Source organism: Dactylosporangium sp. NPDC005572 (assembly GCF_040605515.1).
Classification (GTDB): domain Bacteria; phylum Actinomycetota; class Actinomycetes; order Mycobacteriales; family Micromonosporaceae; genus Dactylosporangium.
The window spans coordinates 69127-90710 of record NZ_JBEXCY010000022.1 but is presented as its reverse complement, the minus strand read 5'-3'; the positions used below and the strand labels follow the sequence as shown (position 1 = coordinate 90710).

Below are 21584 nucleotides of genomic sequence, written 5' to 3'. Positions count from 1 at the left end.
GCGGTCACGGCGGGCGGTCACGGCGGGCGGTCACGGCGGGCGGTCACGGCGGGCGGTCACGGCGGGCGGCCACGGCAACGACCATGAGCGCGGCGACGGCCACGGCACGGCGGCGTGCGGCACGCGGTCGGCGTCGGCGTCGGCGCATGCAAAAGGGCCCCGCTGGCCGCGGCGGGGCCCCTACGAGAGCAGGATCAGACTTCCAGTTCCCGGGCGACGAGGTGGACGGCCTCGGCGACCGTGCGGGACGTCTTGCGGTCCGGGAAGCGGCCGCGTTGCAGGTCGGGCTGGATCTTCGCCTCCAGCACGCGGATCATGTCCTCGATCAGGCCGTGCAGCTCCTCCGGCGGGCGCCGGTTGGCCACCGCGCGGGCCTCCGTCACCGACGGCGGCGCGTCGAGCACCTTCACCTGCAGCGCCTGGCTGCCCTTGCGGCTCTCGACCACCCCGAACTCGACCCGCTGGCCGGTCTTGAGCTCACCCACGCCCGACGGCAGCGCCGCCTTGTGCACGAAGACGTCTCCCCCGTCGTCGCTGGTGAGGAACCCGAAACCCTTCTCCTGGTCGTACCACTTCACTCGACCCGTCGGCACGCTGCCCCTGCTCCCCAGTCTCGGAACCGTCCCGGCCGCAACAGCGCGGGATGTGCACAACAAGGCTAGTCACCGCTTCCCGGACGGCCAACCGAGATCATGCGTTGGAGAAGCGCCGGAAACGGGTGCAGGTCGGCGAACACCTCGGTCGCCCCGGCCGCCCGCAGTTCGACGGCCGAACAGGGGCCGGAGGTGACCCCCACGGCGGGAACTCCGGCCAGAACGCCCGCCTCCATGTCGGCCACGTGGTCCCCGACGTACAGCGAAGCGCCGATCTCGGTGAGCACCGCCGCCTTTTCCGCGTGGAATACGTCGCCATAAACCTTGTCGACCGAAATGCCCAAATGCGCAAGATGAAGCGACGCCAGGCGGCCGAGCTTCGACGTGATGACCACGATCCGTCCACCGGCCGCGCGCACGGCGGCGAGCGCCTCCAGCGAGCCGGGCAGCGCTAGAGCAGGCGCAATGGCGTGCGTCGGATAGAGCGAACGATATACGTCGACGGCCTCCTCGACCCGCTCGGGCGGGAACCACTCGGCCATCTCCTGCCGCAGCGGCGGGCCCAGCCGGCTCACCGCGAGGTCGGCGTCGACGTGTACGCCGGTACGGACGGTGAGCGCCCGCCAGGTCGCGGCGATGCCCGGCCGGGTGTCGAGAAGCGTCATGTCGAGGTCAAAGCCAATGACAACCTGATGTTGAGACACCTTTAAGGATGCCCAGGTCACAGTGGGTACGCCATCGAAATACCCGCGAGTCACGTATTGACGAAGTGAGACTCTGGCCACTAGCGTCACGAACACTTTTAGGAAAGTTTCCTAAAGGATCATCCAGGAGACGCGATGAAACGATCCGTCCGCAACGGCCTCATCGTCGCCGCAGCAATGGCGGTGGCAGCGGCCGTCGTGCCCATCGTCACCACCACCGCCAACGCCGCCGGCAACCTCAGCGCTACGTTCACGGTCGACCAGGACTGGGGCACGGGCTGGGGCGCCACCTACAAGATCACCAATGGCACCGCGAGCACGATCAACGGGTGGACGCTCGAGTTCGACCTGCCTGCGGGCGGCCAGATCACCAGCTTCTGGGACGCGGACGTGGTCCGCACCGGCCAGCACTACGTCGCGAAGAACAAGTCGTGGGCCCCGACGCTCGCGGCCGGTGCCAGCTTCAGCTGGGGCATGAACGGCAGCGGCGCGAAGCCGCCGATCAACTGCAAGATCAATGGCGTCTCCTGCAGTGGCGGTACCCCGACCACCAACCCCCCGACCTCGAACCCGCCCACGAGCAACCCGCCCACGAGCAACCCGCCGACCAGCAACCCGCCGACCAGCAACCCGCCCGGCGGGAAGAAGGTCGTGGGCTACTTCGCGGAGTGGGGCGTCTACGCCCGCAACTACCACGTGAAGAACATCGACACGAGCGGCTCCGCGGCCAAGCTGACGCACATCCTCTACGCGTTCGGCAACACGACCGGCGGCCGGTGCTCCATCGGTGACAGCTACGCGGACTACGAGAAGGCGTACACGGCGGCCGACTCGGTCGACGGCGTCGCGGACACCTGGGACCAGCCCCTGCGGGGCAGCTTCAACCAGCTGAAGAAGCTCAAGGCGAAGTACCCCAACCTGAAGGTCCTCTGGTCGTTCGGCGGCTGGACCTGGTCCGCCGGCTTCACCCAGGCCGCGGCCAACCCGACCGCGTTCGCCGACTCGTGCTACGCGCTGGTCAACGACTCCCGCTGGGCCGGTGTCTTCGACGGCATCGACATCGACTGGGAGTACCCGAACGCCTGTGGCCTGCAGTGCGACGCCAGCGGCCCGAACGCCTACAAGTCCGTGATCGCGGCCCTGCGGGCGAAGTTCGGCTCCAGCAAGCTGGTCACCTCGGCCATCACGGCCGACGGCAGCAACGGTGGCAAGATCGACGTCGCCGACTACGCCGGCGCGATGAACAACCTCGACTGGTTCATGCCGATGACGTACGACTACTTCGGCGCCTTCAACGCGCAGGGCCCGACCGCCCCGCACTCGCCGCTGAGCTGCTACTCGGGCATCCCGACCGCCGGCTTCTGCTCGGAGGCCGCGATCGCGAAGCTCAAGAGCAAGGGCATCCCGTCCAACAAGCTGCTCCTCGGCGTCGGCTTCTACGGCCGCGGCTGGACCGGCGTGACCCAGGCGGGCCCCGGCGGCACCGCGACCGGCGCGGCGCCCGGCACCTACGAGCAGGGCATCGAGGACTACAAGGTGCTCAAGAACACCTGCCCGAGCACCGGCACCGTCGGCGGCACCGCCTACGCCAAGTGCGGCAGCAACTGGTGGAGCTACGACACGCCGAGCACGATCACCGGCAAGATGAGCTACGCGAAGACGCAGGGCCTCGGCGGTGCGTTCTTCTGGGAGCTCTCCGGCGACACCAGCAACGGTGAGCTCATCACGGCCGTGAAGAACGGTCTCGCGTAACCCCCTGGCAAGCACGGAGAGGGCGGGCCTTCGACAAGGCCCGCCCTCATTCGTCGGCCGGGCCGGTTAGCGTATGAGGCGAGATGACGAGTTCGCTTGCCGACCACTTACGCGCCCTGCCCGACGACGGGCTGATGGGGCTCATCCGCCTGCGCCCCGATCTGGTCATCCCGCCGCCGTCCGACTTCTCGGCGCTGGCGCACCGGGCCCAGTCCCGGGTGGCCGTCGCGCGGGCCCTCGACGGGCTCGACACGTTCACCCTCGAGATCCTGGACGCGCTGCGGTACACCCGGGTGGGCCACACCAGCTCGGTGGAGGCCGTCCTGGCCCTCACCGCCCCGGCCGGGGTCGAGGCCGCGCGGGTCCGTGCCGCCGTCGACCTGCTGCGCGCCTACGCCGTGGCCTTCGGGCCGGACCAGGCGGTGCGCATCGTCGGTGCCGTCGACGAGGTGTGTTCGCCGTACCCCCTGGGCCTCGGGCGCCCGGCCGAGCAGCTCGACCCCGTGGCCGGCGCCCTGGTCGGCGACGCCGCCGGCCTGCGCCGGACGCTGCTCGCCGCGCCGCCCGCGGCCCGCGCCGTGCTCGACCGCCTCGCCGCCGGCCCGCCGGTCGGCACCGTGACCCCGGCGAGCCTGGAGCCCGGCTCGGACTCGCCGGTGCGCTGGCTGGTCGACCGGCACCTGCTGGTCGCCGTCGGCCGCGACGCCGTCGAGCTGCCGGTCGAGATCTCCCTGGTGCTGCGCCGCGACGCCGGCCCGCTCGGCCAGCTGCACCCCGACCCGCCGCCGATGGAGGCCCCGCAGCGTGACCCCGCCCGGGTCGACCACGCGGGCGCCGGCCAGGTGCTGGAGCTCGTCCGCAACGCCGAGGCGCTGGTCGAGACGATCGGGGCCGAGCCTCCCGCCGTGCTGCGCTCCGGTGGACTGGGGATCCGGGAGCTTCGGCGGTACGCCAAGACGGTGGGCGTCGACGAACAGTCCGCGGCGCTCCTGGTGGAGATCGTCACCGCCGCCGGACTGCTGGGCGAGGAGATCGTCGACACCAAGCGGGTGGAGAGCGTCTTCCTGCCGACGGTCGCGTACGACGCGTGGCGGGCCATGGGCATCGCCGCCCGCTGGCACCGGCTCGCGGTCACCTGGCTCACCATGACCCGGGCGCCGTCGCTGGTCGGGCAGCGCGACGACCGCGACCGCCCGATCAACGCGCTCGCGCCGGAGCTGTCCCGGCCCGGGGCGCCGGCCCAGCGCCGCGCCGCCCTGCAGGTCCTGGCCGACCTGCCGCCGGGCGCGACCGCCGCGCCGGCCGCGGTCGTCGACGTGCTCGCCTGGCGGGCGCCGCGGCGGATCACCCGGGGCGTCTCGGCGGGCGTCGAGGCGAGCCTGGCCGAGGCCGCGTTCGTCGGGCTGACCGGCTTCGACGGGCTCACCAGCTACGCCCGGCTGGTGCTGGAGGAGCTGGCCAGCGACACCGTCGACGCCGACGACCCGCTCGGCCTCAACTCGCCCGACGGGATGGCGCTCATCGGCTCGGCGGCGCTGCTCGACACGCTGCTGCCGGCGCCCGTCGACCACGTGCTCCTCCAGGCCGACCTCTCGGTCATCGTGCCCGGTCCACCCGAGCCGGGGCTCGCCGCCGAGCTGGAGCTGCTGGGCACGCAGGAGTCGGCCAGCGTCTACCGGATCACGCCCGACACCGTGCGGCGCAGCCTGGACGCCGGCTACTCGGCCGGCGACCTGCACGCACTGCTGGCGCGGCGCTCCCGCACGCCGGTGCCGCAGACCCTGACGTACCTCATCGACGACATGGCCCGCAAGCACGGCGGGATGCGCGTCGGCTCGGCCAACTCCTACGTCCGCAGCGACGACGAGTCGCTGATCGCCGAGGTGCTCGCCGACCGGCGGCTCCAGCCGCTCAACCTGCGCCGCCTGGCGCCGACCGTGCTAACCAGCCGGCACACCCCGCAGCGGCTGCTGGAGGCGCTGCGCGAGGCCGGCTACCCGCCCATCCAGGAGGACGCGACGGGCGCGGCGGTGCTCGCCCGGCCGAAGGTGCGCCGGGGGCCGCCGCGGCCGACCTGGGCGTACCGCGGCGTCGAGGATCCGGCGGCCGGCGTGCGACTGTCGACCCCGCGGCTGGCCGGGGTGATCGAGCAGATCCGCCGGGGCGACGCGGCAGCCCGGGTGGCCCGGCGCGCGCCGGTGACCGTGCGCGCCAACGGCGCGGCGACCGCCTCCCACACGGAGGCACTGGAGGTGCTCCAGCAGGCCCTGCGCGACAAGACGCGGGTCTGGGTCGGCTACATCGACGCCCACGGTGCCACGGCGTCGCGCCTGGTGCGGCCGGTGTCGATGGGCTCCGGCTACCTGCGGGCGGAGGACGAGCGGACCGAGATGCTGCACACCTTCGCGCTGCACCGCATCACGGCGGCGGCGCCCGAAGAGGGCTGATCACTCGTCGGTGCCGCTGCGGCGGATCGCGCCGATGACCGACAAGACGATCATGGCGATGAGGATCGCGCCGAGGGACTCGCTCACGGCGGTCTGGACGTCGGTGTGGGCGACCTGCGAGGACAGCAGGAACCAGCCGATCGCCACCGCGAGGGCGGCGAACCCGCCGAACGCCAAGGTCACGCGCGGACCCACGCTGGCCAGTCTACGGCCGTCCACGTCCGTACGTGGCCGCTCGCGACCTTCCTACGGGCCGGATCGGACGACGCGCCCGCCCCCGATGCATAGGCCGGCGGTGTGCGTCCCGCCGGCCCGAACGCGCACGTCCGGCTTCCGGTCTTGCGACCATCAATACCGAAGACGCAACTCGCCGGTGTCCCGGTTGCATCGTCCCGATATATGGGAACTGTCGGGGGTGCGTGCGACACTGGTTGCCGTGCCAGAAGGTCCATTGATCGTCCAGTCCGACAAGACCCTGCTGCTCGAGGTCGACCATCCTGACGCGCTCGCGTGCCGCATGGCGATCGCGCCCTTCGCCGAGCTGGAGCGCTCGCCCGAGCACGTCCACACCTATCGGCTGACCCCGCTCGGCCTGTGGAACGCGCGCGCCGCCGGCCACGACGCGGAGGGTGTGGTCGACGCGCTGCTGCGCTTCTCGCGCTATCCGGTGCCGCACGCGCTGCTGGTCGACATCGCCGAGACGATGGACCGCTACGGCCGGCTCCAGTTGCTCAACGACCCCGTCCACGGGCTCGTGCTGCGGGCGCTCGACCGGGCCGTGCTGGTCGAGGTGGCCAAGAGCAAGAAGCTGGCCGGCATGCTCGGCGCGCACATCGACTCCGACACGATGATCGTGCACGCCTCCGAGCGCGGCCGGCTGAAGCAGGCCCTGCTGAAGCTGGGCTGGCCGGCCGAGGACCTCGCGGGTTATGTCGACGGCGAGGCGCACGCGATCGACCTGGCCGAGGACGGCTGGACCCTGCGGTCCTACCAGCGCGAGGCGGTCGACTCGTTCTGGGCCGGCGGCTCGGGCGTCGTCGTGCTCCCCTGCGGCGCCGGCAAGACGCTGGTCGGCGCGGCCGCGATGGCCGAGGCGAAGGCCACCACGCTGATCCTGGTGACCAACACGGTCGCCGGCCGGCAGTGGAAGCGCGAGCTGATTGCCCGCACGAGCCTCACCGAGGAGGAGATCGGCGAGTATTCCGGGGAGCGCAAGGAGATCCGCCCGGTCACCATCGCGACCTACCAGGTGCTCACCACCCGCCGCGGCGGGGTGTTCCCGCACCTGGACCTGTTCGGCGCCCGCGACTGGGGCCTGATCGTCTACGACGAGGTCCACCTGCTGCCCGCGCCCATCTTCCGCTTCACCGCCGACCTCCAGGCCCGCCGCCGCCTCGGCCTCACCGCGACCCTGGTCCGCGAGGACGGCCGCGAGGGCGACGTGTTCTCGCTCATCGGCCCGAAGCGCTACGACGCGCCCTGGAAGGACATCGAGTCGCAGGGCTGGATCGCGCCGGCCGAGTGCGTCGAGGTGCGCGTGACGCTCACCGAGACGGAGCGGATGGCGTATGCGGTGGCCGAGCCCGAGGAGCGCTACCGCGTGGCCGCCACCGCCCGCACGAAGCTCCCGGTGGTCCGCGCCCTGGTCGACCGGCACAAGGGCGAGCAGATCCTGGTCATCGGCGGGTATATCGACCAGCTCCACCACCTGGGGGAGTTCCTCGACGCGCCGATCGTGCAGGGCGCGACGACCAACAAGGAGCGCGAGCGTCTCTTCGACGAGTTCCGCTCGGGCGCCCTGAAGACCCTGGTCATCTCCCGCGTCGGCAACTTCTCCATCGACCTGCCGGAGGCGGCCGTGGCCATCCAGGTCTCGGGCAGCTTCGGCTCCCGTCAGGAGGAGGCCCAGCGCCTGGGCCGGGTCCTGCGCCCGAAGGCCGACAAGCGCCAGGCCCACTTCTACACGGTGGTGGCCCGCGACACGATCGACACCGAGTATGCCGCCCACCGCCAGCGCTTCCTGGCCGAGCAGGGCTATGCCTACACGATCACCGACGCCGACGACGTCCTGCGCCAGGTGACCGACTAGGCCGAGCCGTCAGGGGCCCTCTGCGACCACCGAGAGGGCCTCCTCGATCAGTCGCAGCGCGTCGCCGTCGCCGTCGGACTCCACCCAGGCCATGAGGGCGTTGACCATGGCGCCCACGCAGGCGCCCACGAAGGCCACCGAGCGGAAGTCGTCCGGCGGGCGGCCCAGGCGCTCGGCCAGCGGGGCGGCCAGCAGGCGGATCGAGGACTGCATGTTGTCCAGCGAGCGCATCCGCAGGGCCGGGACCGACAGGGACAGCTTGGCCCGGTCCAGCGCCTGCTGCAGCTCGTCGCCGCTGATCTGGGCAAACGAGTCGACGATGGCCGTGCGGACGACCTCCAGCGGGGTGAGCTCCGGCGGGGCGGCGCGGATGGCCTCGATCATCATGTCGTCGTAGCGGTCCTGGATGACGACGTCTTCCTTGGTCTTGAAGTAGCGGAAGAACGTGCTCGGGGAGATCTCGGCCGCCTCCGCGATCTGCTCCACCGTGGTCGCGTCATAGCCCTGCTGGGCGAACAGGCGCACCGCGTGCTCCTGAATCGCCCAGCGGGTCTTCTGCTTCTTGCGTTCACGCAACCCGGGTGAGCTCATCCACCGATTGTTCCGCACTCGTCGCCGGGTTCGCACCGGGCAGCAGCAACGCCACGAGCAGCGAGCCGAGCAGGGCGATACCGGCACAGACCAGCAGGACCGCGCTCATCGCGTCCATGAACGCGGTGCGGGCGGCGACGGCCAGGGCCTGGTCGCCGGTGCGGGCCGCGATCGCGACCGCCGCGCTGACCGAGTCGCGGCCGGCGTCCGGCACCGAGGAGCGGTACACGCCCGAGGCCAGGCTGCCGAGGACGGCGACGCCGAGCGCGCCGCCGACCTGGCGGAGCGTCATCGTGATCGCCGTACCGGACCCGGCCTCGTCCCGCGGCAGCTCGCCCATCACGGCGTCCATCGCGGGTGCGAGGGCGAGGCCGATGCCCGCGCCGCTGACGGCGAGCCAGGTGGCCACGAAGCCGTAGCCGGACCCGGTGCCGGTCAGCGCGCCCAGCGCCAGGCCCACGGCGGCGACGAACAGGCCGAGCGCGACCGGGACCCGGGTCGGGACCAGGCCGGCGACGCGGGCGCCGAGCGGAGCGCCGACGAACAGGCCGGCGACCAGCGGCAGGAGCCGCAGGCCGACCCCGAGGGCGTCGTGGCCGAGGACCGCCTGCAGGAACTGCGGCAGGATGAACAGCACGCCGAAGAGCGCGAACGAGGCCAGGGTCCCCGCGGCGGTACCCCAGGCGAACCGCGCCTTGCGGAACAGGCCCAGGTCGATCATCGGGCTCGCGAGGCGCCGCTCGAACAGCACGAACGCCACCAGGAGGACGAGTCCCCCGACGATCCCGCCCACGACCCAGCCGTCGGTCCATCCACGGGCCGGTGCCTCGATCACGCCGTACACCAGGAGCACCAGACCGATCGTCGACAGGACCGCGCCGGCCAGGTCGACCGGCTTCGGCCGGCTCGAGCGGGACTCCGGCACCAGCAGGGCGACGGCGGCGATGGCCAGCGCGGCGACCGGCACGTTGATCACGAAGATCGAGCCCCACCAGAAGTGCTCCAGCAGGTAGCCGCCGATGATCGGCCCGAGCGGGAGCCCGACGCCCATGCCCATGGTGAGCGCGGCGATGGCTTTGCGGCGCTCGTCCGGGTCGAACATGACGGGGATGATCGCCATCGTGACCGGGGTCAGGATGGCGCCGCCGACGCCCATCACGGCCCGGGCGGCGATGACCTGACCGGCGTTGCCGGCGAAGACGGCCGCGAGCGACGCGGCCGCGAACAGGGTGAGGCCGATGAGCAGCAGGCGCTTGCGGCCGTAGCGGTCGCCGAGCGCGCCCATCGGCAGCAGCAGCCCGGCGAAGACGAGGACGTAGGCGTCGACGAGCCATTGCAGCTCGGCGTTGCCGGCGTCGAGGGAGGTCGCGAGCGTGGGCAGCGCGACGTTGAGGATCGTGGTGTCGAAGCCGAGCGTGAGGGTCGTCAGCACGATGGCGACGAGTGCCCACCAGCGGCGGGGGCTCGAACTGACAGCAGCCATGATTTGAGAGTAACTGTCACTTGAGTCGTACTGTCAATCGAGACCGTCATCACAAAAAGAACACCCCCGGGACGGCTCCCGGGGGTGTCGACGGCTCGGAACGGGTCAGCCCCGCAGCTCCTTGGACAGCAGCTCGGCGATCTGCGCGGTGTTCAGGGCGGCGCCCTTGCGCAGGTTGTCGCCGGTGACGAAGAGGTCGAGCGCCCGCGGGTCGTCGACCGACCGGCGGATGCGGCCCACCCACGACGGGTCGGTGCCGACCGCGTCGATCGGCATCGGGAACTCCCCCGCGCCCGGGTCGTCGACGAGGATCACGCCCGGCGCGTGGCGGAGCACCTCGCGGGCGCCCTCGGCGTCGACCTCGGAGCCGAAGACGGCGTGCACGGCGACCGAGTGGCCGGTGACGACCGGGACGCGGACGCAGGTCGCGGAGACCTTGAGGTCGGGCAGGCCGAGGATCTTGCGCGACTCGTTGCGCAGCTTCAGCTCCTCCGACGACCAGCCGCCGTCGCGGAGCGAGCCGGCCCACGGCACCACGTTGAGCGCGAGCGGGGCCGGGAACGGGCCGAGGTCGTCGCCGACCGCCTGCCGGACGTTGCCCGAGCGGGAGCCCAGGGTGCGGTCGCCGCCGACCCGCTTCAGCTGGTCGTGCAGCGTGTCGACGCCGTCCTTGCCGGCACCGGAGACCGCCTGGTACGAGGCCAGGACGAGCTCCTTCAGCCCGTACTCGCGGTGCAGCGGCGCGAGCGCCACGATCATCGTCAGCGTCGTGCAGTTGGCGTTGGCGATGATGCCCCTGGGGCGGTTGCGCACCTGCTCCGGGTTGATCTCGGGCACCACCAGCGGTACATCGGGATCCATCCGGAACGCCGCCGAGTTGTCGACGGCGATCGCCCCGCGGGACACGGCGATCGGCGCCCACTCCCCGGCGACCTCGTCCGGAACGTCGAACATCGCCACGTCGACGCCGTCGAAGACCTCCGGCGCCAGCTCGTGGACGACGGTCTCCTCGCCGCGCACGAGCAGCGTGCGGCCGGCCGAGCGCTTCGACGCGACCAGACGGATCTCGCCCCAGACGTTCTTGCGGGACGACAGGAGCTCACACATGACGGAGCCGACGGCTCCGGTCGCACCGACGACGGCCAGACTCGGCAACTCGCCCATGATGTAGGAACCTATCGCCCGGTCCCCGCGTAGACCACCGCTTCCTCGTCGCCGCCCAGTTCGAACGCGTCGTGGATGGCCCGGACGGCGACGTCGAGGTCGGTGTCGCGGCAGACCACGGACACCCGGATCTCCGAGGTGGAGATCATCTCGATGTTGACGCCGGCCTCGGCGAGCGCGGCGAAGAGCTTGGCCGCGACGCCCGGGTTCGAGCGCATGCCGGCGCCGATGAGCGAGACCTTGCCGATGTGGTCGTCGAACAGCACGGCCTTGTAGTCGACGCTCGACTTGATCCGCTCCAGGGCGGCCTTGGCGGTCGCGCCGTCGGTCTTCGGCAGGGTGAAGGAGATGTCCGTACGGCCGGTGCTCTCGGTCGACACGTTCTGGACGATCATGTCGATGTTGGTCTCCGCGGCGGCGACCGTCTGGAAGATCCGCGCGGCGACGCCCGGCTGGTCGGGCACGCCGACGATCGTGATCTTCGCTTCGCTGCGGTCGTGCGCGACGCCGGTGATGAGCGCTTGCTCCACGGAAAGGTCCTCCATCGATCCGGTGACCATGGTGCCGTTGGCCGTTGAGTACGAGGAACGGACGTGGATCGGCAGCGAGAACCGCCGCGCGTACTCCACGCTGCGCAGGTGCAGCACCTTCGCGCCACACGCCGCGAGCTCGAGCATCTCCTCGTACGTGATCTCCTTGATGTGCCGCGCGTTCTTCGCCACCCGCGGGTCGGCGGTGAAGATGCCGTCGACGTCGGTGTAGATCTCGCACACGTCGGCCTGCAGCGCCGCGGCGAGCGCGACGGCCGTGGTGTCCGAGCCGCCCCGGCCGAGCGTGGTGATGTCCTTGGTGTCCTGCGAGACGCCCTGGAAGCCGGCGACGATCGCGATCGCGCCCTCGTCGAGCGCGCCGCGGAGGCGGCCGGGGGTCACGTCGATGATCCGGGCCCGTCCGTGCGTCGACGTGGTGATCACGCCGGCCTGGCTTCCCGTGTACGACCGGGCCTCGTAGCCCAGGTTGTTGATCGCCATGGCCAGCAGCGCCATGGAGATCCGCTCACCGGCGGTGAGCAGCATGTCCAGCTCGCGGCCGGCCGGGACCGGGCTCACCTGCGACGCGAGGTCGAGGAGCTCGTCGGTGGTGTCGCCCATGGCGGAGACCACGACGACGACCTCGTTGCCGGCCTTGCGCGTGTCGACGATGCGCTCGGCGACGCGCTTGATGCGCTCGGCGTTGGCGACGGAGGACCCGCCATACTTCTGCACGATCAGCGCCACGCCGTCGAGCTCCTTCCGGGAATCGCCTGTACGGGCAGGTCGTCGCAGCCGAGCGTACCGGCGGCGAGTATCCGTCGGGAGTGGCGTTCCACGATCCGACCACCCGCCGGGCGAGAATACGTGGGTGCGCTTGCGTCGGGTCGGGGTTACCGCGATCACTGTGACCGCCGGCACGGCTCTGGCCGTGATCGCCGGCGGGCTGCTGGCCGGCTGCGGCCCGTCCGGCGCGCCGGTCACCGGGGTCAGCTCGGAGGCGGCGCCGGCCCAGCCCGACCCGCGGGGCATGCTCGCAGCCCGGGTGGCGGTCGCAAAGGACCAGCGGTACATCGCGGCGTACACGCTGACCGCGCAGGGCAAGAGCCCCCGGTCGATCCTGGTCTCCGTCGCGACCGACCGGACCTGGCGGGTCGACGTGCAGGGTGGAGCCCTCGGCGGTACTGCGGACGTCGCCATCGCCAGCCGCCCCGAGGGCCAGTACCAGTGCCCGATCAACCCGTCGGCCGGCTGCGTCAAGGTCGCGGCCGCCGGCAAGAAGCTTCCGCCGGCCGTCGACCCGCGCGTGCAGTACGTCTTCGTCGCCTGGCTCGACGTGCTGCTGGACCGGCAGGTCCCGCTGTCCGTGGCGCCCGCCGACCCGCTCGCCGGCACGTCGGCGCCGTGCTTCGCGGTCGAGCCGGGCGTGACCGCCGTCCAGCCGCCGATCGACCCCGGCGTGTTCTGCTACAACGACAGCGGCATCCTGACCGCCGCCCGGCTGCCGTTCGGCCAGCTGACGCTCACCGGCGACGTCATCGCGGCGCCGTCCACGATCTCGCTGCCAGGCCCGGTGGTCGACGGCGCGCCGCTCGCCACGACCGCCCCGCCGCCGGCCTCGCCGAAGCCGTCCGGCTCCCAAGTACCGAGATCGGTTTCGCCGAGCCCGTCCAAAGGCGTAGCCTGACCCTGACATGTGGCAGGCGCTTCTTCTTCGCCGCCGCGACGAGGCTCTCCGGGCCGGCACCTCGTCGCGGGGTTGATGCGCGCCTGCGCTCCTGCCGGTCTCTGGTCCTGACGTTTCCCTCGCGACCACTTCCCAGGAGCTTTTGATCATGTCCGATATCGCGCGCCAGTCCGCCAGCCGCATGCCCATTCACCGCTACCGGCCCTTCTCCGAACAGTTCCCGATCCCGCTGACCGACCGGCAATGGCCGGGCCGGGAGATCACCGCCGCACCCCGCTGGTGCGCGGTCGACCTGCGGGACGGCAACCAGGCGCTGATCGACCCGATGTCCGTCGAGCGCAAGCGCCGGATGTTCAACCTGCTGGTCCGGATGGGTTACAAGGAGATCGAGGTAGGTTTCCCGGCCGCCTCGCAGACCGACTTCGACTTCGTCCGCACGCTGATCGAGCAGGACCTCATTCCCGAGGACGTCACGATCCAGGTGCTGACCCAGTGCCGGGACAACCTGATCGAGCGCACCTTCGAGTCGCTGCGCGGCGCCCGCCGGGCGATCGTCCACTTCTACAACTCGACCTCGACGCTGCAGCGGCGCGTGGTGTTCGGCCTGGACCGGGCCGGCATCACCGACATCGCCACCACCGGGGCGCGGCTCTGCCAGAAGTACGCCGAGGCGATCACGCCCGACACCGAGATCTACTACGAGTACTCCCCGGAGTCGTACACCGGCACCGAGCTGGACTATGCGCTGGAGGTCTGCAGCGCGGTCATCGAGGTGCTGCAGCCGACGCCGGACCGGCCGCTGATCGTCAACCTGCCGGCGACGGTCGAGATGGCCTCGCCCAACGTCTACGCGGACTCCATCGAGTGGATGTCGCGCAACCTGCCCCGCCGCGAGTCGGTCGTGCTGTCCCTGCACCCGCACAACGACCGTGGCACCGCGGTCGCCGCCGCCGAGCTGGGCCTGATGGCCGGCGCGGACCGCGTCGAGGGGTGCCTCTTCGGCAACGGCGAGCGCACCGGCAACGTCGACCTGGTGACCCTGGGCCTGAACCTGTTCTCGCAGGGCGTCGACCCGCAGGTCGACTTCTCCGACATCGACGAGATCAAGCGCACCGTCGAGTACTGCAACCAGCTGCCGGTCCACGAGCGCCACCCGTATGCCGGCGACCTGGTGTACACCGCCTTCTCCGGCTCCCACCAGGACGCCATCAAGAAGGGCTTCGAGGCGCTCAACCGCGACGCGGAGAAGGCCGGCGTCCCGGTCGACCAGTTCACCTGGGGCGTGCCCTACCTGCCGGTCGACCCGAAGGACCTGGGCCGCTCCTACGAGGCGGTCATCCGCGTGAACTCGCAGTCCGGCAAGGGCGGCGTCGCCTACGTGATGAAGTCCGAGCACCACCTCGACCTGCCGCGCCGCCTGCAGATCGAGTTCTCCGGCGTCGTGCAGCGGCACACCGACGACGAGGGCGGCGAGGTCAGCCCGCAGGCGATGTGGAGCTTCTTCGCCGGCGAGTACTTCTCGAACCGGCGGTTCACGCTGGAGGGGTACGAGGCGGCGACCCACGACGGCAAGGTCACGCTGAGCGCCGACGTCAAGGTCGACGGCACCGTCCACAAGGTCTCCGCCACCGGCAACGGCCCGATCGACGCCTTCGTCCACGCGATGGGTGACGTCGGCGTCGACGTGCGGGTCCTGGACTACGCCGAGCACGCGCTGACCGCGGGCGAGAGCGCCCAGGCGGCGGCCTACGTCGAGTGCTCGGTCGACGGCCACACCTACTGGGGCGTCGGCATCGACGCCAACATCGTGACCGCGTCGCTGCGGGCGGTGCTGAGCGCGGCGAACCGCGCATAGGTTTTTCCGGGGCCGGCTTCCCTTCTGTACGAGGGAGGCCGGCCCTTAGTGTCGGGAATCTCGCCGTGGCGTTCCCAGCGGTGCATGCGTCGATGCCGCAGAGTAGGGGCGTGCGCCCCCTCACCAACGGCAAAGCCGTCATCATCGCCATCGCCCTGGCATCGGTGCTGATCAGCGCCGGAAGCTGCGATGTTTCCTCCACACCCGAGGCCGCCGGGCCGACGACCGGGACGGCGACCGGGTCGGCCGGCGCTCCCACGTCCGCCGGCGGTGGCGGCGGCACCGGCGGCAACGCCGCCGGTGCGCTGGACTCGCTCACGGTCGCCGCGGCCGGGTCCATGGCGGGCTACACCCGCGACAAATTCACGCACTGGATCAGCCAGGGCGAGGGCTGCGACACCCGTGAGGCCGTCCTGAAGCGCGAAGGCAAGAACGTCAAGGTCGGGGCCGACTGCAAGATCACGTCCGGCACCTGGCACAGCTTCTACGACGACAAGGACCTCACCGACCCGCAGGACCTCGACATCGACCACATGGTGCCGCTCGCGGCGGGCTGGCGGTCGGGGGCCAGCAAGTGGACCGACGAGCAGCGCAAGCAGTTCGCCAACGACATGACCCGGCCGCAGCTGATCGCGGTCAGCCTGCAGACCAACCGCTCGAAGGGTGACCAGGACCCGTCGACGTGGAAGCCGCCGAACAAGGCGTACTGGTGCACGTACGCGCAGAGCTGGATCACCGTGAAGGCGTACTACAAGTTGACGGTGACTCAGGCGGAGAAGAGCGCACTTACGGACATGCTGGCAACGTGTAAGTAGCAGGTACTCGTTTCTTGGGAAGGGGCGGCCGAGATGGCAGACGCAGCACCGGGACAGGCATCGGCTCCGGCGTCGGCTTCGGCCGCTCCTCCTACGGCCGGGTCGTCGGCCTCGACCGGGCCCTCCGCGGCTGGCGCGTCAGCGTCGGGCGGGCCTTCCGCGTCGGCTTCGGCCGCTCCGCCGCCGGCTGAGTCCGGATCGGGCGCGGCTGGTGCGTCAGCGTCGGGCGGGCCTTCCGCGGCTGGGCCGTCGGCTTCGGCCGCTCCGCCGCCAGCCGAGTCCGGGTCGGCCGCGGCCTCCGCGGCTGGCGCGTCGACGCCGGCCGCGTCTCCCGCGCCCACTCCTCCCCCCGCTCCCTCCGCGCCCACTCCTCCTCCGGCGCCCCTGGTCACGGACATCATGGCCGGACCCGGCGGTGTGATGACCGACGAGGTCGGCGTCATCACCGGCGAGCTCACGCTGCGCACCGAGGTCGACGCCGGCGGCGCGGTCGTGGTGCGGGTGCAGTACAAGGAGGCCGACGAGTGGTATGTGGTGACGGGCGGCCGGGCGCAGGTGCGCGACCCCGCCGACGCGGCCGCGATCCACGCCGTCGTCGCCGGGATCCTGAACCGCCCCGAGGGCTGATAGGCCCTAGATCGCTCGGCGGCCCTCGAAGGCGCGGCCCAGGGTGATCTCGTCGGCGTACTCCAGGTCGCCGCCCACCGGCAGGCCGCTCGCGAGCCGGGTGACGTTGAGGCCCATCGGCTTGACGAGCAGGGCGAGGTACGTGGCGGTGGCCTCGCCCTCGGTGTTCGGATCGGTGGCGAGGATGAGCTCCTTGCAGGTGCCGTCGGCGAGCCGGACCATCAGCTCACGGATGCGCAGGTTGTCGGGGCCGACGCCCTCCAGCGGGTTGATGGCGCCGCCGAGCACGTGATACCGCCCGCGGAACTCCCCCGTGCGCTCGATCGCCACGACGTCCTTCGGCTCCTCGACGACGCAGAACACCTCGTCGCTGCGGCGCGGGTCGCGGCAGATCCGGCAGAGCTCGGCCTCGGCCACGTTGTAGCAGCGGGTGCAGAACCGCACGAGCTCCTTCACCCGCTGCAGCGCCTGGGCGAGCCGCTTGACGTCGGCAGGGTCGGCCGAGAGCACGTGGAACGCGATGCGCTGCGCGCTCTTCGGCCCGACCCCCGGCAGCCGGCCGAGCTCGTCGATCAGGTCCTGGATGGCGCCTTCGTACACGCCCGGCGTCCGCTAGAAACCGGGCAGCCCGAGGCCGCCGCCCAGGCCGCCGAGCCCGGCGGTGAGCGGGCCCATCTTCTCTTCGGTGAGGTCGCGCGCCGCCTGCGCGGCGTTGTGCAGCGCCGCGACGACGAGGTCCTCGAGCGTCTCGACGTCGTCGGGGTCGACCGCCTTGGGGTCGATCTTGATGCTCACCACTTCGCCCGAACCGCGCACGACGGCGGTGACCAGCCCGCCGCCCGCCGTGCCGGTGAGCTCGGCGTCGGCCAGCTCCGCCTGCGCGGCGACCATCTGCTGCTGCATCTTCTGCGCCTGCTTCATCATCTGCTGCAGGTTGGGCTGTCCACCGGGCCGCACAGTGCGCTCCTTCAATGTCGGTTTGCCACCAGCTTAGTCAGGCGGTCGTCTCGCCTATCTTCTCCGCGCCGAGCGCCTCGGTGAGCAGCCGCAACGCGGCCTCCTCACTGCTCTCCCGCACGGCCGTGGCGTCGTCGAGCAGCTCGTCGCCCGGGTCCAGCCCCGGGAACCGCGGATCGGACACCGGCGCGTCGTAGTCCGGGTCGAACGGCGGCTCGTCCGCCCCCACCCCGTCCCACGCCGACTCGACCGGCGCACCGGCGGGGGCGGCCGGCGCCCGGCGCTGCCCACTCCCGGCCGCCGCGGCCCGAGCGGCCTCGCGAGCCCTCTCGATGGCGCTGCTCCCACCGGACCGCGACCGCCCACCGGACCGCGCCGGCGACCCGCCAGGCGCCGAACGGGTGGCAGGTGCGGGGCCGGCGGAGGGAGTGCTGACGGAAGGCGCGCTGGCAGATGGGCGGGCGGCCACGGAGCCGGCCGTTGCGGGGCTAGCGGCCGTGGGACCGGCCGGCACGGGACTGGCGGGCGCAGAACTGGCCGACGTGGAACTGGTCGGCACGGGACTGATGGGCGCAGAACTGACCGACGTGGGAGACGTGGGACTGGTCGGCACGGGACTGGCGGGTGCCGGTCGGACAGGTGCGGCACCAGGCACGACAGGTGTTGGCCAGCCGCCGTCCTCGGTGTCGTCAGCGGACGCCTGAGCACGCCCACCAGGAGTCGCCGGGGTGGGCCAGTCACTGTCGGCCGATGCCTGCGTGGGCACTTCGCCGCCGGGGGTCGCGGGCGTGGGCCAGCCGCTGTCGGCCGCACCCTGGCTGGACGAATCACGTCCGCCGACCGGCGCCGGGGTCGGCCAGCCGGACGTTTCCGCGGGCGCGGCCGGCTGGCGCGGCACCGAAGGCGCCGGGCGCGGCGCGGGCGGCACGCCCGGCTGCGACACCGGCTGGGGCGTCGGCTGAGGTGCGGGCTGGGTGGGCGGCTGGGGGGTTGGGTTCGGGCTCGCCGGGCGGCCGCCGCCTCCGCCGCCCGGCTGACCACCGACTTCGCAGCGTATCTGCCACCGCCCGCCGAGCACTTCCTGCAGCGCCCCGACCAGGATCTCCGGGGAGTTGCTGAGCATGTTGGCGTGGGTGACGTACTTGAACGTGAGGACCAGGGTCGTGCCCTCGACCTCGTGGACCGTGGCCTCGCGGACGATCGCAGCGGCCTTCTTGCTCTTCTCGCTCACCCGCGAGAGGACGTCCGGCCACACCCGGCGGACCGCCGACGCGTCCAGCCCGCCGCCGTGCGCCGCCGATGGAGGCGGCGGAGTGGGTGGCGCCGCCTGGGCGGCGGGAGGCCCGGAAGGCGGGGAAGGCGGGGCCAACTCGCCGGAAGCCGGCGGGGCGCCACCGGACCCGGACGCGGAAGCCGCGGGAGCCCCCGAAGCCTCAGAGGATGCCACGGAGACGGCCGGGGGCGGCACGGCCGAAGGGGCTGTGGACGCGGCCGAAGGAGCCGCGGGGCCGCCCGCAGCCGGCGCGGCCGGGGAAGCCGCCGACCCGCCCGAGCGAGGCGCGGGCGCGGGCTGAGCCTCAACCGGCGCGGCGGGGACGCCGCCGGCCATCAGACGGCGCTCCATCCGCTCCAGCCGTTGCAGCAGCGCGCTGCTCGAGTCGTCTGCCCCCGGCAGCAGCATGCGGGCCGTGATCAGCTCCAGCAGCAGCCGCGGGGCGGTCGTGCCGCGCATCTCGGTCAGGCCGTCGTGGACGATGTCGGCGAGCCGGGACAGCGTCGCCTGGCCCAGCTGGGTGGCCTGCACGCCCATGCGCTCCAGCTGGTCGTGCGGAGCGTCGAGCAGGCCCTTCTCCACGGCGTCGGGGACCTGCTGGAGCACGATCAGGTCGCGCAGCCGCTCCAGCAGGTCGGAGGCGAACCGGCGCGGGTCGTGGCCGGCCTCGACGACGCGGTCGATCACGCCATAGGCGCCACGGCCGTCGTCGGCGGCCAGCGCCTCGCACATCTCGTCGATGAGTGCGACGTCGGTCACGCCGAGCAGGGCGACCGCCCGCGCATAGGTGACGCCCTCGTCGCCGGCGCCGGCGATGAGCTGGTCGAGCACCGAGAGCGTGTCGCGGGCGCTGCCCGCCCCGGCCCGGACGACCAGCGGGAACACGGCGGGCTCGACCTTCACGCCCTCGGCGGAGGTGAGCTGCTCGATGTAGGGCCGGAGGACACCCGGCGGGATCAGCCGGAACGGGTAGTGGTGGGTGCGGGACTTGATCGTCCCGAGCACCTTCTCCGGCTCGGTGGTGGCGAAGACGAACTTGACGTAGTCCGGCGGCTCCTCGACCAGCTTGAGCAGCGCGTTGAAGCCGGCGGACGAGACCATGTGGGCCTCGTCGATCACGTAGACCTTGAACCGGCTCGACACCGGGGCGAAGATCGCCCGCTCGCGCAGGTCGCGGGCGTCGTCGACGCCGCCGTGGCTGGCCGCGTCGATCTCGATGACGTCGATCGAGCCGGCACCGTCGGGGGCCAGGTCGCGGCACGACTGGCAGACGCCGCACGGCTCGGGCGTCGGCCCCTGCTCACAGTTGAGCGAGCGGGCCAGGATCCGGGCGCTGCTCGTCTTGCCGCAGCCGCGCGGGCCGGAGAAGAGATACGCGTGGTTGAGCCGGCCGGAGCGCAGCGCCTGCGACAGCGGCTCGGTGACGTGCTCCTGCCCGATGACCTCGGCGAACGTGCGCGGCCGGTACTTGCGATACAGGGCGAGCGCCACCAGCGTTCCTCCGTTCGCTCGTCGGGACGGGCACCACGCTACCCCTGCCCACCGACAAAAACGGGGAAGCACGAAGGCCACCCGTGCACCCGTCAGAGCTCACTTATCCTTGCTGCCTTCCGGCCCTGGGGAGGTTCGTAAGATGACGCCGCACGAGTGGCTTGGGGACCACAATACCCGGTGCGCGGGCGGTGCGAGCGATGGGTATCCTGGCGCACGGAGGATTCGCCTAGAGGCCTAGGGCGCACGCTTGGAAAGCGTGTTGGGATAAAACCCTCACGAGTTCGAATCTCGTATCCTCCGCACCGCCTGACCAGGCAAAACGCCGGGCGCCCGATCTCTGGGCCGCCCGGCGTCGGTGTCTTCAGAGGGCTTCGAGCGAGGCCAGGGTGAACTCGAAGCCACCCGGGTCGACCCGCTCGGGGCGGTCGCCGTCCCCGAGGACGTATTGGGCCTGCGCCGGGTTCAGCAGCGACGCCGGCGAGTCCGGGTAGGTCTCCAGGAAGAGCACGTAGCGGGTCCCCGTCCGCAGCGGGATGCCGCCCGCCTCCACGTAGACGGTCCCGCCGACGGTGCCGCCGATCTGCTTGACCTCGATCGTCTCCGCCGAGGTGCCCTTGAAGCGCCGCTCGACCTGCACGCGGTACACCGTGTAGACCAGGTCGTCGATGGAGCGGACGGCACCCGGGAGCACCTGCCCCGCCACGACGAGCGTCGCTCGTTCATGCAGCATCCGCACACTGTCGTACATCGGATAGTCCGCCTGAATCTCGACACGCTTGGCCGACAAGGCGGGCCGCCCGCATGCGGCGAGGGCCAGTGCGAGCAGCACCGCCAGAACGACTCGTCCCATGCCCGGTAGGACGGCCGAACGGCCGATCCGGTTCCGAGCGACCCACCGTTTCCGCTGGTCACACTGTCCCGCTACTTGCTGGCCCGCCACTGGTAACACCGCAATCTGCGATGTGGCAGGTTGTCATCTAGCGCCTGGTGATGCGGCATGGGACGATGTCCATACGAGCCAGATGGGCCCGCGAGGCGGAGACGCAACAGCACCCGGCGGCGACCGGGTGCTGTTTGGGTTAACCCTCAGACGCTTACGCGGAGGGGTAACGGTGATACCCGACGTAATCCTTACGCATCGAACACGCCTCCGCAATACCGAGAGCGGAGGGAAGATGCGCTTGTTCTATCAAGGTCCGGACATCGTGGTTACCGGCGAGCACTTCATCATCCTCGGCCCCTACCCGGTGCGGTACCGGCTCGACGACGTACGCGAGCCGTACATCGTCCAGCACGGCCGCAACGGCCGCTTCCGGCCGGCCCAGGAGATCCGTGCCCGCTACGGCAACCGCGACGTCCGGCTCTTCAGCACTACGAATGCGACAACCTTCGGTCACGTACGGCGAGCGCTGATCCGCGCGCTCGAGCACCGCGCCGAGCTGCGCGCCTGACGTCCTCGCCTGCGCGGACACCGCGAAACCGCAGGTCAAGGTCGCCTGCAGGGACTCTGTTCATCTGCAGGC

Annotated in this window: 19 protein-coding genes, 1 tRNA gene, 1 other RNA gene and 1 pseudogene; 10 read left to right on the top strand and 12 right to left on the bottom strand. The window is 71.6% G+C overall.

All coding sequences use genetic code 11. The annotated features are described in order from the left end of the window. Positions 1 to 194: 194 nt before the first annotated feature. Both ABZS66_RS14365 and ABZS66_RS14360 read right to left on the bottom strand, forming a co-directional pair. Positions 195 to 593 (bottom strand): cold-shock protein, encoded by a 399-nt coding sequence (locus ABZS66_RS14365; protein ID WP_354757567.1) that lies wholly within the window; start codon positions 591 to 593, stop codon positions 195 to 197. Between the two features lie 65 nt (positions 594 to 658). Continuing rightward, positions 659 to 1297 carry a haloacid dehalogenase-like hydrolase gene (locus tag ABZS66_RS14360; RefSeq protein ID WP_354757579.1) on the bottom strand — a complete coding sequence of 213 codons (639 nt, stop codon included), beginning with the start codon at positions 1295 to 1297 and terminating at the stop codon, positions 659 to 661. A 135-nt stretch (positions 1298 to 1432) separates the two neighbouring features. Between ABZS66_RS14360 and ABZS66_RS14355 the strand changes: the two genes are divergently transcribed. Further along, positions 1433 to 3049, top strand: a complete 1617-nt coding sequence (locus ABZS66_RS14355) for a glycosyl hydrolase family 18 protein (RefSeq protein ID WP_354757566.1) — start codon at positions 1433 to 1435, stop codon at positions 3047 to 3049. A gap of 83 nt (positions 3050 to 3132) precedes the next feature. Then, positions 3133 to 5496: a helicase-associated domain-containing protein gene (locus ABZS66_RS14350; protein WP_354757565.1), complete on the top strand. Its 2364-nt coding sequence runs from the start codon at positions 3133 to 3135 to the stop codon at positions 5494 to 5496. Here the strand turns inward: ABZS66_RS14350 and ABZS66_RS14345 are convergent, their stop codons facing one another. Then, entirely contained in the window at positions 5497 to 5691 is a 195-nt protein-coding gene (locus ABZS66_RS14345; RefSeq protein WP_354757564.1) for a hypothetical protein, read from the bottom strand. Positions 5692 to 5932: 241 nt separating this feature from the next. Between ABZS66_RS14345 and ABZS66_RS14340 the strand changes: the two genes are divergently transcribed. Continuing rightward, positions 5933 to 7585 carry a DNA repair helicase XPB gene (locus tag ABZS66_RS14340; protein ID WP_354757563.1) on the top strand — a complete coding sequence of 551 codons (1653 nt, stop codon included), beginning with the start codon at positions 5933 to 5935 and terminating at the stop codon, positions 7583 to 7585. 9 nt (positions 7586 to 7594) lie between these two features. On the opposite strand, the gene ABZS66_RS14335 is transcribed toward ABZS66_RS14340, so the two are convergent. The 4 genes from ABZS66_RS14335 to ABZS66_RS14320 all read right to left on the bottom strand — a co-directional run bounded on the left by ABZS66_RS14335 (position 7595) and on the right by ABZS66_RS14320 (position 12100). After that, positions 7595 to 8176 carry a TetR family transcriptional regulator gene (locus tag ABZS66_RS14335; RefSeq protein WP_354757562.1) on the bottom strand — a complete coding sequence of 194 codons (582 nt, stop codon included), beginning with the start codon at positions 8174 to 8176 and terminating at the stop codon, positions 7595 to 7597. After that, positions 8154 to 9659 (bottom strand): MFS transporter, encoded by a 1506-nt coding sequence (locus ABZS66_RS14330; RefSeq protein ID WP_354757561.1) that lies wholly within the window; start codon positions 9657 to 9659, stop codon positions 8154 to 8156. The genes ABZS66_RS14335 and ABZS66_RS14330 overlap by 23 nt, the downstream gene beginning before the upstream one ends. Before the next feature lie 105 nt (positions 9660 to 9764). Further along, positions 9765 to 10823: an aspartate-semialdehyde dehydrogenase gene (locus ABZS66_RS14325; RefSeq protein WP_354757560.1), complete on the bottom strand. Its 1059-nt coding sequence runs from the start codon at positions 10821 to 10823 to the stop codon at positions 9765 to 9767. 11 nt (positions 10824 to 10834) lie between these two features. Next, entirely contained in the window at positions 10835 to 12100 is a 1266-nt protein-coding gene (locus ABZS66_RS14320; RefSeq protein WP_354757559.1) for an aspartate kinase, read from the bottom strand. Positions 12101 to 12224: 124 nt separating this feature from the next. On the opposite strand from ABZS66_RS14320, the gene ABZS66_RS14315 reads away from it, so the two are divergent. From ABZS66_RS14315 to ABZS66_RS14295, 5 genes and pseudogenes are all read left to right on the top strand, one after another. Next, the gene (locus ABZS66_RS14315; protein ID WP_354757558.1) at positions 12225 to 13040 is read left to right on the top strand and encodes a hypothetical protein; all 816 of its coding nucleotides are present in this window, start codon (positions 12225 to 12227) and stop codon (positions 13038 to 13040) included. A 148-nt stretch (positions 13041 to 13188) separates the two neighbouring features. Then, entirely contained in the window at positions 13189 to 14895 is a 1707-nt protein-coding gene (gene leuA, locus ABZS66_RS14310) for a 2-isopropylmalate synthase (RefSeq protein WP_354757557.1), read from the top strand. A 110-nt stretch (positions 14896 to 15005) separates the two neighbouring features. Next, positions 15006 to 15710 carry an HNH endonuclease family protein gene (locus ABZS66_RS14305; RefSeq protein WP_354757556.1) on the top strand — a complete coding sequence of 235 codons (705 nt, stop codon included), beginning with the start codon at positions 15006 to 15008 and terminating at the stop codon, positions 15708 to 15710. 14 nt (positions 15711 to 15724) lie between these two features. Then, positions 15725 to 15901: a hypothetical protein gene (locus tag ABZS66_RS14300; protein ID WP_354757582.1), complete on the top strand. Its 177-nt coding sequence runs from the start codon at positions 15725 to 15727 to the stop codon at positions 15899 to 15901. A 202-nt stretch (positions 15902 to 16103) separates the two neighbouring features. Then, positions 16104 to 16337, top strand: a pseudogene (locus ABZS66_RS14295) (hypothetical protein); the annotation flags it as partial. A 6-nt stretch (positions 16338 to 16343) separates the two neighbouring features. On the opposite strand, the gene recR reads toward ABZS66_RS14295, so the two are convergent. The 4 genes from recR to ffs all read right to left on the bottom strand — a co-directional run bounded on the left by recR (position 16344) and on the right by ffs (position 20222). Further along, complete coding sequence (gene recR / locus ABZS66_RS14290; RefSeq protein ID WP_354757555.1) at positions 16344 to 16937, bottom strand: recombination mediator RecR; 594 nt, start codon at positions 16935 to 16937, stop codon at positions 16344 to 16346. Positions 16938 to 16949: 12 nt separating this feature from the next. After that, positions 16950 to 17270 carry a YbaB/EbfC family nucleoid-associated protein gene (locus ABZS66_RS14285; RefSeq protein ID WP_354757578.1) on the bottom strand — a complete coding sequence of 107 codons (321 nt, stop codon included), beginning with the start codon at positions 17268 to 17270 and terminating at the stop codon, positions 16950 to 16952. 61 nt (positions 17271 to 17331) lie between these two features. Next, entirely contained in the window at positions 17332 to 20058 is a 2727-nt protein-coding gene (locus tag ABZS66_RS14280) for a DNA polymerase III subunit gamma and tau (RefSeq protein WP_354757554.1), read from the bottom strand. A 70-nt stretch (positions 20059 to 20128) separates the two neighbouring features. After that, an RNA gene (gene ffs / locus ABZS66_RS14275) (signal recognition particle sRNA small type) lies at positions 20129 to 20222 on the bottom strand. Between the two features lie 54 nt (positions 20223 to 20276). Between ffs and ABZS66_RS14270 the strand changes: the two genes are divergently transcribed. Beyond that, positions 20277 to 20361 (top strand) — tRNA-Ser (locus ABZS66_RS14270). Positions 20362 to 20422: 61 nt separating this feature from the next. On the opposite strand, the gene ABZS66_RS14265 is transcribed toward ABZS66_RS14270, so the two are convergent. Next, entirely contained in the window at positions 20423 to 20911 is a 489-nt protein-coding gene (locus ABZS66_RS14265; RefSeq protein ID WP_354757553.1) for a hypothetical protein, read from the bottom strand. Between the two features lie 325 nt (positions 20912 to 21236). Here ABZS66_RS14265 and ABZS66_RS14260 point away from each other — a divergent pair, with 325 nt between their 5' ends. Beyond that, entirely contained in the window at positions 21237 to 21512 is a 276-nt protein-coding gene (locus tag ABZS66_RS14260) for a hypothetical protein (RefSeq protein WP_354757552.1), read from the top strand. Positions 21513 to 21584 lie beyond the last annotated feature (72 nt).